This is a genomic window from Oribacterium sp. P9, from assembly GCF_046365365.1.
Taxonomy (GTDB): domain Bacteria; phylum Bacillota; class Clostridia; order Lachnospirales; family Lachnospiraceae; genus Oribacterium.
On record NZ_JBKEIS010000012.1, the window covers coordinates 50,419 to 65,055 of the forward strand.

Genomic DNA, 14,637 nt, shown 5'->3' on the forward strand with positions numbered 1-14,637 from the left:
CTCCTATCTCTACTTTCCCATACAGAACTTCGAAAAGATTTCATTGACCAGATCCTCGGATACCTGTTCTCCGAGGATGTAGCCGAGCTCCTCATAGGCCCGCATCAGATCGATCGTATAGAAATCCTCCGGCATATCCATCGCGATGGAGTGAAGCACCTCCTCGAGCGCCTTCGCAGCTTCACTGAGGCAGTACTTATGACGCTCATTTGTGATGATCACCTGATCGTTGAAACGAAGCTCCTCTTGGTAAAACATCGCCCGGATCTTCTCTTCCAGGAGGTCCATACCGGTCTCCTGCTTCGCACTGATGGAGAGCACCGGACGGCCCGTCTTTTTCTCGAGTTCCTCCTCGCTGATCACTGCCTGAAGATCTGATTTATTCATCAGTACGATGCACTTCCGATCGCCGAGCTCCCCGATGATCTGTTCATCCGACGCATCCAGTGGTACCGACGCATCCACGACATAGATCAGAAGATCTGCATCCGACGCAGCCTTCAGCGCACGCTCCACACCGATTTTTTCGACAGTATCCTCGGTCGCACGGATGCCGGCCGTATCCACGATGGTGAGACTGACCCCCTTCAGATTGATATGCTCCTCGAGCGTATCGCGTGTCGTGCCTGCGATATCGGTGACGATCGCACGATCTGCACCGACGAGTGCATTGAGCAGAGAGGATTTACCGGCATTCGGCTTCCCCAGGATGACGGTACGGATGCCCTCCCGGAGTCGACGTCCATCATCCGCACTGGCGATCAGCCGTCGTATACCGGACAGTATAGTCGCAACATGTGTTTTAAGCTCGTCTGTAAACCCATCGAGTGAGATATGCTCTGGATCATCGAGCCCCGCCTCGATGAAGGCATCATCCTCGAGAATCTGCGCACGATAGCCCTTGATTTCTCTGGAAACCGAGCCGCGCAGCTGCCGAACCGACGCCTTCAGTGCATTTTCATTTTCGGATGTGATGATATCACCGACGGCCTCTGCCTCTGAAAGATCGATCCGACCATTCAGAAATGCACGCTTTGTGAACTCGCCCGGCTCTGCCAGGCGTGCACCTGCGTGCACCACTGCCTCGAGGATTTTCCGCATCATGAGCACACCGCCATGACAGTCGATTTCCACCGTGTCTTCCCCTGTATACGAACGCGGTGCCCGCATCGTCAGGATCAGAACCTCATCGAGCGGCTCCTCAGCATCATAGATGAACGCATATCTGATACGATGCGTTTCCGAGATATCCACAGCGTGACCGCTCTTCGAGCGGACGAGTGTCGACACGATCGAAACCGCATCTGGCCCGCTGACACGTATGATTCCTATACCGGATTCGACGGCAGCCGTCGCCAGTGCACATATTGTATCCTCTCTCATCTCGTCTCCCTTCAAAAAAGCGGGCAGTTATCCACCATAATCATCCTAAAACTCCACTTATTCTAATAGCTAATCCGCTTATTTGCAATACGTTTAAATGCATACAAAAATCCCGTATGCGCTTTGCATACGGGACCCTGTTATCCACATTTCTATCGACGGATACGCCGATTCGGTGGATTATGCATTTTCTGTTGTCTCTTCAGCCACGGCTACTGCTTCTGTAACTGGCATCTCCACAACCGGAGCTTCTACCGCTTCCGGTGCCTTCTCCTGCCGCTTCTCATCCTGTGGATACGGCTTCCGATCCTTCTTCTTCATGAAGATGATCACATGACGGAACGGTTCCTCACCCTCGGAACGAGTGGTCACATAGCGATCATTCTGCAGTGCGCTGTGGATGATCCGACGCTCATATGGATTCATCGGCTCGAGTGCCACCGGCTTTCTGGAGCGGCGAACCTTATAGGCGATGTTTCTTGCAAGATTACGAAGGGTTGCTTCTCTTCTGGAACGATAATCCTCGGTATCGAGCTTTACGCGGATGTAATCCTCCTTGTGCTCCTTATTGATGACGAGGGAGGTCAGGTACTGCAGCGAATCGAGTGTCTGTCCACGCTTACCGATCAGGATACCCATGTCCGGGCCTTCCATATTGAGGAGAAGCTCATTATTGGCATGATCGAAGGATGCGCTGATGTTGACGTCCATGTTCATCCCCTTCATAAGCGTCGTGATGAACTCTTCGGCCTGCTTCTGTGCTGCCGCTGCTTCCTCTGGGGAAACCGGCTTGATCTCGTGTACCTTATGCTCCGGCTCCGGGGTATTCAGGATGGACATGTCCTTTACCTCGTAGCCGCCGCGCGGATAACGCTTACCGGAAACACGGTCATTACGACGCTCACCACGATTTCCCCGATCATTACGCTCATTGCGATCACGTCTCGGACGACGCTCACTGCGCTCACGACGCTCCGTGCGCTCTGTATCCGCTCTGTTCTCGGACTTCGGGCTCTCATCCTTCGGATCTGCTACATCCTCCGCCTTCTTCTCTGCAGGCGCTGCGACCGGCATTTCCGTAAGCGGCTTCTTCGGAGCGGCTGGCGCGGTCTTCTTTTCCGCTGCCTTACCGCTCGTGATATTATGAATCTCCTTCTCGAGACGCTCGAGCTCGGACTTCTGAGAAGCCGCCTTTACGGAAGCCTCGATAATCCATGGCTTCGCACCGATACCGAAAAGACCCGACTTACCCTCGACAAGCACAGTGTAATCCAGGCGATCAGATGTGATCCCAAGCTGAATCAGGGCCTTGGTGATGGCTTCATCCTTGGTTTTGGCTGAAACTCTGATTTTATCCATGATAAACCTCTTTACTTCTTGTTCTTTTCGTTCTTCTCATCATACATCTTAACCATATTGGCCTTCGATGCCAGAGATCCCGGTGCTGCATTACGGTTGTAATACTCTGTGGACTCCTTTGTCTTCGCACTCTGCTTTGCGATGACGGCCATGCGGTTTTTCTCGGCCGTATTTGCCATCGCCTTTGCCTTCTCGATGCGCTTCTCTACGGTCTTCTCGTCGATTGGCGGCAGACCCTTCTTCGCACGCTTCTTATTGGTCTTTTCCATCGAAGCCTGCAGAAGCTCCTGATCCGAGAACTTACCGAAGTACTTGTTCATCATGATCTGCTGAATGATCATAAAGAAGGAAGAAGCACACCAGTACAGACCGATACCAGATGCGAAGGTGAAGCAGAACCATACCGACATAAGCGGCATCATCATATTCATGCTCTTCATCATCTGCGCGGACTGATCATTGCCCTCTGCCATACCTGCATTCTGTGCAGTCATGAGCTTCGCACTCAGGTACTGCAGAAGACCGGCGAGGATCGGGATGATCCAGTAAACGTTCGGTACGAAGCCCATCGCACTCGGTGCAGTGGAGAGGTTGATACCTAGGAAGTTATTGATATGTGCGGACTGCTCTGCAGCGGTCTGAATCGCATTGACCGCATTTGTGTCGGTGAACACACCCTGAAGTGCGGTCCACTGACTCGGGTTCAGCTTGTACAGGAAATCGATGATGAAATTCCCGATCTGATCTGCCGTGTAGGAAACATTCTCACCGACACCGAGATTATGAAGCTGTGCCAGGATGTTCTTCATACCGTTATCGGTTGCGAAATCCACGAGCTTCTGAGCTGCGGATGAACCACCGATGGCATTCATGACGTTCTCGTAGATGGAGTATACATGCGGAACGTAGGCAGGGATGTTCATGATGATACGATACAGCGCGAAGATGATCGGCATCTGAAGAAGGAGCGGCAGACATCCACCGGTCATGGATGTACCATACTTCTCATAGAGGGCCTTCATCTCCTCCTGCTGCGCCATCATGGACGCATTGTCCGTTTTATTCTTATACTTATCCTGGATCGCCTTCATCTCCGGCTGCATGATCTGCATCATACGGGAAGACTTCTGCTGGTTAAGGCTGGTCGGGAAAAGAATAATTCTCATGACGAGGGTAAAGATAATGATCGCGAGACCGATATTACCGATACCGATTTTCTCGAGCGAAAGATAGATCACATTCATGATCACGCCGAGTACATTTACGATGATATTCCAGATCGGTCCCAGAATAGGAATCGTTGACGTATTTTTTGTAAGTACAACTAAGGATAAAAAGTCCAAGATTTACCTCCGGATTAGGGAACAGGATCATAACCGCCCTTGGCCCATGGATTGCATCGCAGGATGCGCCATGCCGCCAACAATGAACCTTTGATACACCCGTACTTTCTGATTGCTTCAATGGCGTATTGAGAGCAAGTCGGTGTATATTTGCAGTGAGCACCGATATAAGGCGAGATACACTTCTGGTATCCACGAATCAAACCCACCATGAGTTTCGAAATCATATGCACGCCCCCCGGATGTGTATTCTCTCTTCGTCACACATCCCATCGTCCCACTTCGATACCACTATGCGTCCGGCGTCTTCTGCGCCTCCGCATCTTTCATAAAGATATGATGCCTGTTCAAAAGATTGAGATACTGCTCTTCAATCTGCTGATAAGTACAGTAATTCGCCTTTCCGCGAATCACGATGATGATGTCTAGCCCCTGTTTCACTCTGAAATCATTTAATCTGAAGATTTCACGCATCTTCCGCGCAAATGTATGACGCACGACCGAGTTTCCGATCTTCTTCGAACAGGAAACCCCTAAACGGTTGTGCCTGCATCCGTTCTCACAAACATACATCACGAGCGCGCTCGACGCATACGATCGGCCGGTCTGATAAGCTCTCTGAAAATCACTATTCTTTTTTACGGATGGAAATCGCTTCATCTTCTCAAAAAACCTCTCCTGCCTGTGTATTTCTGTTCAATGCTGTCGACCCGTCTCCTCCCGAACGGCTTTCTCAGGCGCAGCGCGCCCGCAGAATCCCCTCGAAAAACAGACACTGTTATATGAAAAAAGACCGCTTTCAAAAGCGGTCTTCATCATATGTCGTGAATTAAACGGTTAATGCTGCTCTACCTTTTGCTCTTCTGGCAGCCAGTACCTTTCTACCGCCTGCGGTTGCCATTCTGGCTCTGAATCCATGAACCTTGGATCTCTGTCTGGTCTTTGGCTGTAAAGTCATTTTTCCCTTGTGCATATACTGACACCTCCTTTTCTGATAATCTTTCAGGACTCCATTGAATTTTCAGTTTTCAATGTTGGACTCCTTGAATAGCCCTTCGTCCTGAAGTAACTTCAGATCTAGGGTAAACATCGCTTGTATATTATATAGAAAAGCTATTTTTTCGTCAATCCTTTATTTATGCACTTTATCAACATTTTTATCCACTTTTCAACAGTATAAAAATCTGTCCACAAATTGTGTACAAAATGTGGATAAGTGGAGTACCAGGCTGACTTGGATTTTTAAAAAGCACAGAATTACGTCATTTTTATGTGGAAAAACAGATGTTCACAAGTGTTTATCCACAGACTAAGTGGCATTGCCTTGCTATTCTATCCACAATCGTTTATAATTTATTCGTGATTTTATCGTTTAAGGAGCATCTCATGAACGATTTTGAGACGATTAGAAAAAACTGGGATGATATTCTGAAGAATATGAAGGAGGAGCATGACATCCTCCCTGTATCCTTTGATACATGGCTGAAACCGCTCAGACTATTTGATTTTATCAACAATCAGCTGCTGATTCTTGTACCAGAAGAAGGCTATATCAAGTATCTCGATAAAAAGTATTCCTTATTTTTAAAGGTAGCGGTCGAAGAAAAGACCAGCATTCCTGTCGAGATTCTTTTTATGGTGGAAAAAGATGCTCGCGACTATGTGAAGCGTCTTCAGGGTATCTCCAGCGAGAAAAAAGATCCGGAAGAGCTGTTTGCTGAAACGCTGAAGGAAGCAAATCTGAATAGTGAATACACCTTCGACACCTTCGTCGTTGGTTCAAGCAACAACCTGGCGCATGCAGCATCCCTCGCGGTCGCTGAATCACCGGGCGAGATCTATAACCCGCTCTATATCTATGGAGGCGCCGGTCTCGGAAAGACGCATCTGATGCATTCGATTGCACACTTTATATTAAGAAATAATCCGAACGCGAAGATCCGTTATGTCACCTCGGAAACCTTCATTAACGAGTTCGTCGATTCCATCCGAAACAAGAACAACATGTCGCCGGCCGACTTCCGTAACCGTTACCGTGAGCTTGATGTTCTGCTGATCGATGATATCCAGTTTATTATAGGTAAGGAAGGAACACAGGAAGAGTTCTTCCATACCTTTAATACCCTGTATGAAAATAAGAAGCAGATCGTCATCGCATCAGATAAACCACCGAAAGACATCGATAATCTCGAGGATCGACTCCGTTCACGATTCGAGGTCGGTCTGATCGTGGATATCCAGATGCCGGACTTCGAAACACGTATGGCTATCCTTCGTAAGAAGGAGGAGCTCATGAATGTAAACATTGACAACGAGATCATCAAGTACATCGCGACGAATATCAAGTCAAACATCCGTGAGCTCGAGGGCGCACTGACGAAAATCGTGGCCATGTCCCGCCTGAAGGGCCAGTCCATCGATCTCGCGCTCGCCGAGGATCTTCTGAAGGACCACATCACACCGGATGGTCCGAAGGAAGTGACCCCGGAGCTGATCATCACGACCGTTGCAGAACACTTCGGCATCACAAATCTCGAGATCGCTTCGCAGAAGAAAAGCAAGGAAATCGTCTACCCTAGACAGCTTGCGATGTACCTCTGCCGTACCATGACCGAGGCGCCGCTGAAAACCATCGGTGAGTACCTCGGCGGGCGCGATCATACGACGATAATGCATGGTATCGATAAGATATCCACAGAATTACGCACAAACGAACAATTGAAATCCACAATTGAGACCCTGAAGAAAAAAATCTCACCTTAAGCGTCTTATCGTGACATGATTTGTTCACAGTGTGTAAAGCAACTGTCAACCGAGTTGTCAGATGCCGAAAATGACGTAATTATGCCGTGAAAATGACTTTTTCACATTTCCACAGCCCCTAATAATAGTACTAGAAATTAAAAGAATTAATTAAATATAAAGAGAGGCCGCCTCATGAAACTGCAATTCAAGAAAACTGATCTGATCAACGCGATCAATATCGTATCCAAAGCTGTTCCGTCGAAAACCACGATGTCGATTCTCGAGTGTATCCTCGTCGATGCATCTAATGGAAAAATCGAACTCGTAGGTAACGATGCAGAATTCGGTATCCAGACGGTATGCAACGGTACGATCATCGAAGCTGGTAAGGTTGCACTGGAAGCGAAGATTTTCTCTGAGATCATCCGCCGTCTTCCGGAAGCATCCGGAATCGAAGTTACCATCGAGACAGATGAACGTAACAATACCATCATCACCTGTGAGAATTCTGTATTTAAGATCGCCGGACGTGATGGCAATGAGTTCACTGCACTTCCGAAGATCGATAAAAACCAGTCTGTGTCACTCTCCCAGTTCATGCTGCGCCAGATTATCTCACAGACGATCTTCTCCATCGCTGCCAACGACAGTAACAAAAAGATGACCGGTGAACTTTTCGAGGTAAATGGAGATGATTTCACCGTCACATCCCTCGATGGTCACCGTATTTCGATCCGTCGCATCAAGCTGAATCAAAATTATGATACAGCCAGGGCCATCGTTCCTGGTAAAGCACTGAACGAGCTCAGTAAGATTCTATCCGGTGGAGTTTATGATGAAGTCATCGTCTACTTCTCCATGAATCACATCATGTTTGAGTTTAATGACACGCTCGTTGTTACGAGACTGATCGATGGTGATTACTTCCATGTAGCACAGATGCTGTCCGAGGATTATGAAACAAAAATCATCGTAAACCGTAAGAACTTCCTCGACTGTCTCGATCGTTCGACGATTTTCGTAAAGGATAACGACAAGCAGCCGCTGGTTCTGAAAATCGAGGAGAATGTACTCGGCCTGAAGATCAAGACAGACCTCGGTACGATGGATGCAGAAATCGCCATCCGGAAAACCGGAAACGATCTCATGATCGGCTTTAATCCGAAGTATCTCGTGGATGCACTTCGTGCGATCGAGGATGAGGAGGTCACGATCTACATGTCGATTCCTCGTTCTCCGTGCTTCATCCGTGATGATAAGAAGACGTACAATTACATGATTCTGCCGGTAAACTTTAACGCAGACGCATATTGAATAAATGCATAATTATACATAAATCAGATTTATAATTATGTATCATGAAAAAGATGACACGATACTGATGTGCCTGCCACACAGACATCATAGGGATCTGACGCCCTGTGGGCGCTGCTCTCGCGTGCTATAGAATGATAATTGAAACACTGGAATTAAAGAATTACAGAAATTATGACCATCTGAAGTTAGAGCTGAGTCCCGGAACGAATATTTTTTTCGGCGACAATGCACAGGGAAAAACCAATGTACTCGAAGCCATCTTCCTGGCCTGTACATCGAAATCCTACCGGATCACCCATGACCGGGATCTGATCCAGTTCGGTCATGATGAAGCACATATCAAGATGGAGACACGGAAACGCAAGGTTCCCTACCGTGTTGATATGCACTTGAAAAATAATAAACCGAAGGGCATCGCCATCGATGAGATTCCGATTCGTCATGCCTCGGAACTCTTCGGTATCGCGAACGTCGTCTGCTTCAGTCCGGAGGATCTCAGTCTCATCAAGGATGGACCGGCGCTTCGGCGCCGCTTTATGGACCTTGAGCTCTGCCAGCTGGATAAGGTGTACCTGTATCATCTGGCTCGGTATAATCGAACACTCAATCAGCGGAACAAGCTGCTGAAGGATATGATCATGCGTCCGGTCCTGGCCGATACCCTGCCGGTATGGAATGAACAGCTCTGCCTCTATGGCGAGCAGGTCATCACCATCCGGGAGAAGTTCATCCAGGAGCTTCAGAGTATCATCGGTCGCATCCATCACCAGCTGACCGGAGGTGTCGAGGAGCTCAGCATCAGCTACGATCGAAATGTCGCAGCGGAAAATTTCGCCACGGCGCTCGAGCGAAGCTGTGAACAGGAAAAACGCCAGCATCTGACACTGGTCGGACCACATCGTGATGACCTCTGCTTTACGATCGATGGGAAGGATATCCGAAAATTCGGATCGCAGGGTCAGCAGCGGACGGCAGCACTGGCGCTGAAGCTGAGTGAGATCGAGCTCGTGCGACAGCGCATCGAGGATCATCCGATTCTGCTGCTCGATGATGTATTGTCGGAGCTGGATTCGAAGAGACAGAATTATCTCCTCGATCTTCTCTCTGATACGCAGAACATCATCACCTGTACCGGACTCGATGAGTTCGTCAATCATCGTTTTCATATCGATGAGCTCTTCCATGTGGTCAATGGAACGGCGACGAAAATTGAAAATCTGAAGACGCTGTACAGCACGTCAGAAAAATAAAATGCGTGTATGCATACCTTTCCGTGGTCTGTATCACGACAGGATAGTAAAAAATGCAGTTTCCTGCTGTTCCAGGCGGGTAGTCAAAGGAGAAAGCTTCAATGGCAATAGAAAAAAATGAAAATGAAGATCTGCAGCGTGAAGAGGAGCTCATGAAGGGCTCGCCTGATTACAGCGCAGATCAGATTCAGATTCTGGAAGGACTCGAAGCAGTTCGGAAGAGACCTGGCATGTATATCGGCAGCACCTCCATCCGTGGTCTCCATCATCTCGTCTATGAGATCGTGGACAACTCCGTTGATGAGGCGCTGGCGGGTTTCTGCGACAGCATCACCGTCACCATCGAGAAGGATAATTCCATCACTGTACAGGATGACGGTCGAGGCATTCCGGTCGACATTCAGAAGAAGGCCGGTAAGCCGGCACTCGAGGTCGTCTTCACCGTCCTGCATGCAGGTGGTAAGTTCGGCGGCTCCGGCTATAAGGTATCCGGTGGTCTCCATGGCGTCGGCGCGTCCGTCGTCAATGCTCTCTCAATCTGGCTCGAGGTTTCTGTCTACAAGGGCGGAAAGATCTACAACATGAAGTTCGAGCGCGGTAAAGTGGTACAGCCGATGACCGTCATCGGTGAGTGCGATGAGCGTCAGCATGGAACGAAGGTTCACTTCCTTCCGGATCCGGAAATCTTTGAAGAGACCGTATATGATTACGATACCCTGAAGGTTCGTCTCCGTGAGACGGCCTTCCTCACGAAGGCGCTGAAAATCACACTGATCGATGCGCGTGAAGGCAAGGAGCAGGAAAAGACCTTCCACTACGAGGGTGGTATCAAGGAGTTCGTACAGTATCTCAACAAGGGCAAGGAGCCACTGTATCCGGACGTCATCTACTGTGAGGGCGAGCGTGATCATGTGTTCGTCGAGGTCGCGATGCAGCACAACGACTCCTATACCGAGAATACCTATACCTTCGTCAATAACATCAATACCCCGGAGGGTGGAACCCACCTCACCGGTTTTAAAAACGCGATCACGAAGACCTTTAATGATTATGCCCGCAGTAATAAGCTCCTGAAGGAATCGGAGCCGAATCTGAGTGGTGATGATATCCGTGAGGGTCTCACGACCGTGATTTCGGTAAAAATCGAGGATCCGCAGTTCGAAGGACAGACCAAGCAGAAGCTCGGAAACTCCGAGGCGCAGACCGCGGTTCAGAACATCGTCGGTGAGCAGCTCACCTACTATCTCGAGCAGAACCCGAGCGTGGCGCGTGCCATCTGTGAGAAGTCTGTACTCGCCCAGCGTGCGCGTGCAGCGGCACGTCGTGCACGTGATCTTACGAGAAGAAAGTCGGCGCTCGATGGTGTCGGTCTTCCGGGCAAGCTCGTCGACTGTAACTCGAAGGATCCGAATGAGTGTGAGATCTTCATCGTCGAGGGAGACTCTGCACTGGGACCTGCGAAGGATGGACGAAATGTACATACCCAGGCGGTGCTGCCACTGCGTGGTAAGGTACTGAATGTGCAGAAGGCGCGCCTCGACCGTGTATATGCGAACGAGGAAATCAAGGGTATGATCACCGCCTTCGGTACCGGCATCAACGAAGACTTCGATATCTCGAAGCTTCGCTATAACAAGATCATCATCATGACGGATGCCGATGTCGATGGTGCACATATCGCGACCCTCATGCTGACCTTTATTTACAACTTCATGCCGGAGCTGATCAAGCAGGGGCATGTATACCTGGCACAGCCACCACTTTTTAATATCACGAAGAACAAGAAGCACTACTATGCTTACTCCGACGAGGAGTACCAGGATATCCTGAAGCAGATCGGTGCCGAGGGTACGGATGTATCCCGCTTCAAGGGACTCGGTGAGATGGATACAGAGGAGCTCGCAGAGACCACCATGGATCCGGAAACCAGAACGCTTCTTCGTGTGAATATGAATGATGATGATCGTGCAGATCTCGACGTCACATTCACCACGCTGATGGGCGATCAGGTCGAACCAAGACGTGAATTCATCGAAGAGAACGCGAAGTATGTCACGAATCTCGATGTCTGATATTAGTGAATTCGGAGGATAAAATTTTGGAACCAAATGTTTTTGATAAGGTCCAGGATGTAGATCTCAAGAAGACCATGGAAAACTCGTATATCGATTATGCGATGAGTGTCATCGTATCGAGAGCGATTCCGGATGTCCGGGATGGTCTGAAACCGGTTCAGCGCCGTGTACTCTATTCACTGCAGTCACTCGGTGTAACCCCGGATAAGAAAACGAAGAAGTGTGCCACCATCGTCGGTGAGTGTATGGGTAAATTCCATCCGCATGGTGACTCCTCGATTTATGGTGCCCTGGTTTATATGGGACAGAGTTGGTCGATGCGCCATGTACTGGTCGATAAGCAGGGAAACTTCGGTTCGGACGACGGCGACTCTCCTGCCGCTATGCGTTATACCGAGGCGAAGATGTCAAAGCTGGCCGGTGAGATGCTCGCCGGCATCAATAAGGACACCGTTGACTTCATGCCGAACTTCTCCAACGAGTACGACGAGCCGACGGTGCTGCCGGCGAAGTTCCCGAATCTGATCGTGAACGGTGCCACCGGTATCGCGGTCGGCATGGCGACGAATATCCCGCCACATAATCTCCGGGAGGTCATTCGTGCGGTGGACCTCATCATTGACAATCGCATAAAGGATCAGGAAACGACCCTGGAGGATATCATGAAGGTAATCCCGGGGCCTGATTTTCCGACCGGTGGGATCATCCTCGGCCACAAGGGCATCGAGGAGGCCTACCGTACAGGACGTGGCAAGATCAAGCTTCGTGCCGTATGTGAGATCGAACCGATGCAGAACGGAAAGCATCGCATCGTGGTGAAGGAGCTTCCGTACCTCGTCTACCGTTCGAGGGTCATCGAAAATATCGCAAATCTGGTCAAGGATAAGAAAATCGACGGCATCACGTATATCAACGACGCCTCCGGTAAGGGCTCCACAGCGAAGATCAACATCGAGCTTCGAAAGGATGTAAACCCGAATGTCATCCTGAACCAGCTTTATAAGCATACCCAGCTTCAGACCACCTTCGGTGTCATCATGCTTTGTATCGTGAACGGCGAGCCGAAGATCCTGAACCTCCAGCAGGTTCTCGACGAGTATCTGAAGCATCAGGTCAATGTCTTCACCAGACGCACGAAGTATGATCTGAATAAGGCGCAGGAGCGTGCGCATATCTTAGAGGCACTCCTCGTCGCTGTCGATCATATCGATGAGATCGTGCATACCATTCGTGCGGCTGCGAACACGGAGCAGGCGAAGCTGGATCTCTCCGCGAAGTTCGGCTTCGATGAAGGACAGGCACAGGCCATCGTAGACATGCGTCTGCGTGCCCTGACCGGTCTCGAGCGCGACAAGCTGAAGGATGAGTACGACGAACTCGAAAAGAAAATCGCATACTACAACGAGATTCTCGGTGATCCGAAGAAGATGCTCGGCGTAATCAAGAGTGAGATCGATGTCATCGCAGACAAGTATGCAGATGATCGTCTCACGAAGTTCGGCTATGACGATTCCATCGAGGATGAGGATCTGATTCCGGATGATGATATCGTGATCGCGGCGACCAGACTCGGTTACGTGAAGCGTATGTCACCGGAGAACTTCAAGCAGCAGAACCGTGGCGGTAAGGGGATCAAGGGCATGCAGACCATCAATGATGACATCATCGAGGATCTGTTCATGGCGACGAATCACCACTACATCATGTTCTTTACAAACACCGGACGCTGCTTCCGCATCAAGGCGTATAATATCCCGGAGGCATCCCGTACCTCCCGTGGTACGGCACTCGTGAATCTCCTGCAGCTTGGATCAGATGAGCATGTCACCGCCAGCTTTGCGCTGAAGGATGATTATCCATCATCCGATCAGTATCTCCTGCTTGCGACGAAGAACGGTATGGTGAAGAAGACCCCGATTGCGGATTATGCGAACATCCGTAAGACCGGTCTCATCGCGATGACGCTGCGGGACGATGACCAGCTCATCGAAGCGAAGCTGATCGATGCAGGTGAAGATGTCATGATCGGTACCCGGAATGGTATGGCGATCCGCTTTAACGAGTCGGATGTTCGGGTGACCGGTCGAAGCTCGATGGGTGTACGCGGTATCAGCCTCGATGCAGATGATGAGGTCATCGGCATGCAGAAGCTCAGCCAGGGTGACTATGTGCTGGTCGTATCTGAAAAGGGTATGGGCAAGCTGACCCATGCCGATGAGTTCAAGGCTCAAAAACGTGGAGGTAAGGGTCTGCACTGCTATCGCATCACAGAAAAGACCGGTAAGCTCGTCGGCTTCAAGCTGACCTCGAAGGAACGCGAGATCATGCTGATCACGAATGAAGGCGTTATCATCCGTATGTCGCTGAAGGACGCGAAGGATATCGGGCGTAATACATCCGGTGTGAAGTTCATGAACATCGATCCGGATTCCGATACCGTGATCGCATCGATCGCGAAGGTACGTGAATCGACGACCGAGGCCTATGAGGCAGAGCTCGCGGAGACCGAAGCGGTTCCAGAGGATACGGAAAACGCTGGAGAGGATAACTGAAGCCATCTTACCAGAGGGAGCACATCTATATGATGTGCTCCCTCTCTTCTATCTCTACAAGCTCTCGTTCAGGCAGGATGACAGCCGCAAAATGGCGAATTTCCGTCGAAAATAAAGGTAAAAAGCGGGTTGACATCATGTAAATTTATTGGTAATATAGCTAGGCATCCTTAAAAGGGTGCTTTTATTAACCATTTTCCCGGTTTGAGATGATTCATCTCCCTTGGCAGGGATCGAGGTTAATTTGGAGTAGTACTCAAGAGGCCGAAGAGGCGCCCCTGCTAAGGGTGTAGGTCGGATAAAACCGGCGCGAGGGTTCAAATCCCTCCTACTCCGCTGAGGATTTTCTTCTGACAGAAAAATATCTGAAAGATATGAAAATTCTTATTGACAGAGATAACGCTCTGCGATAGAATGTTTTCTCGTCACCAGAAAACAGAGATTCAGATGAAGCGCTTCGCTTCCAGATGAATCAAAAATTTCTGAAAAAGTGCTTGACAAGCAAGAAACAGTTTGATAGAATATGCAAGCTGTCGCAAAGAGAGCACAGCGAACCTTGAAAATCAAAGATCGATTAATACACAGACCCTGAAGATTCTAAAGAATTTTCAGA

11 protein-coding genes and 1 tRNA gene are annotated in these 14,637 nt (G+C 49.5%); 6 read left to right on the top strand and 6 right to left on the bottom strand.

What is annotated here, in order from left to right:
- Nucleotides 1–9 precede the first annotated feature (9 nt).
- The 6 genes from mnmE to rpmH all read right to left on the bottom strand — a co-directional run bounded on the left by mnmE (nt 10) and on the right by rpmH (nt 5,058).
- Nucleotides 10–1,383 carry a tRNA uridine-5-carboxymethylaminomethyl(34) synthesis GTPase MnmE gene (mnmE, locus tag ACK8P7_RS08075; RefSeq protein ID WP_410043704.1) on the bottom strand — a complete coding sequence of 458 codons (1,374 nt, stop codon included), beginning with the start codon at nt 1,381–1,383 and terminating at the stop codon, nt 10–12.
- 180 nt (nt 1,384–1,563) lie between these two features.
- Nucleotides 1,564–2,742 carry an RNA-binding cell elongation regulator Jag/EloR gene (gene jag, locus ACK8P7_RS08080; protein ID WP_410043705.1) on the bottom strand — a complete coding sequence of 393 codons (1,179 nt, stop codon included), beginning with the start codon at nt 2,740–2,742 and terminating at the stop codon, nt 1,564–1,566.
- 11 nt (nt 2,743–2,753) lie between these two features.
- On the bottom strand, nt 2,754–4,088 hold the full coding sequence (locus tag ACK8P7_RS08085; protein WP_410043714.1) for a YidC/Oxa1 family membrane protein insertase: 1,335 nt from the start codon (nt 4,086–4,088) through the stop codon (nt 2,754–2,756).
- A gap of 11 nt (nt 4,089–4,099) precedes the next feature.
- Entirely contained in the window at nt 4,100–4,312 is a 213-nt protein-coding gene (gene yidD / locus ACK8P7_RS08090) for a membrane protein insertion efficiency factor YidD (RefSeq protein ID WP_410043706.1), read from the bottom strand.
- 64 nt (nt 4,313–4,376) lie between these two features.
- Nucleotides 4,377–4,745, bottom strand: coding sequence for a ribonuclease P protein component (gene rnpA, locus ACK8P7_RS08095; protein WP_410043707.1), 369 nt, complete (start codon nt 4,743–4,745; stop codon nt 4,377–4,379).
- Nucleotides 4,746–4,914: 169 nt separating this feature from the next.
- Nucleotides 4,915–5,058 carry a 50S ribosomal protein L34 gene (rpmH, locus tag ACK8P7_RS08100; RefSeq protein WP_410043708.1) on the bottom strand — a complete coding sequence of 48 codons (144 nt, stop codon included), beginning with the start codon at nt 5,056–5,058 and terminating at the stop codon, nt 4,915–4,917.
- Between the two features lie 413 nt (nt 5,059–5,471).
- On the opposite strand from rpmH, the gene dnaA reads away from it, so the two are divergent.
- From dnaA to ACK8P7_RS08130, 6 genes are all read left to right on the top strand, one after another.
- Nucleotides 5,472–6,848 (top strand): chromosomal replication initiator protein DnaA, encoded by a 1,377-nt coding sequence (dnaA, locus tag ACK8P7_RS08105; RefSeq protein ID WP_410043709.1) that lies wholly within the window; start codon nt 5,472–5,474, stop codon nt 6,846–6,848.
- Between the two features lie 174 nt (nt 6,849–7,022).
- Nucleotides 7,023–8,144 (top strand): DNA polymerase III subunit beta, encoded by a 1,122-nt coding sequence (gene dnaN, locus ACK8P7_RS08110; protein ID WP_410043710.1) that lies wholly within the window; start codon nt 7,023–7,025, stop codon nt 8,142–8,144.
- Between the two features lie 134 nt (nt 8,145–8,278).
- On the top strand, nt 8,279–9,397 hold the full coding sequence (recF, locus tag ACK8P7_RS08115) for a DNA replication/repair protein RecF (protein WP_410043711.1): 1,119 nt from the start codon (nt 8,279–8,281) through the stop codon (nt 9,395–9,397).
- A 152-nt stretch (nt 9,398–9,549) separates the two neighbouring features.
- The gene (gene gyrB / locus ACK8P7_RS08120; RefSeq protein WP_410043715.1) at nt 9,550–11,469 is read left to right on the top strand and encodes a DNA topoisomerase (ATP-hydrolyzing) subunit B; all 1,920 of its coding nucleotides are present in this window, start codon (nt 9,550–9,552) and stop codon (nt 11,467–11,469) included.
- Nucleotides 11,470–11,495: 26 nt separating this feature from the next.
- The gene (gyrA, locus tag ACK8P7_RS08125) at nt 11,496–14,024 is read left to right on the top strand and encodes a DNA gyrase subunit A (protein WP_410043712.1); all 2,529 of its coding nucleotides are present in this window, start codon (nt 11,496–11,498) and stop codon (nt 14,022–14,024) included.
- Nucleotides 14,025–14,270: 246 nt separating this feature from the next.
- Nucleotides 14,271–14,360: transfer RNA gene (locus ACK8P7_RS08130), tRNA-Ser, on the top strand.
- Nucleotides 14,361–14,637 lie beyond the last annotated feature (277 nt).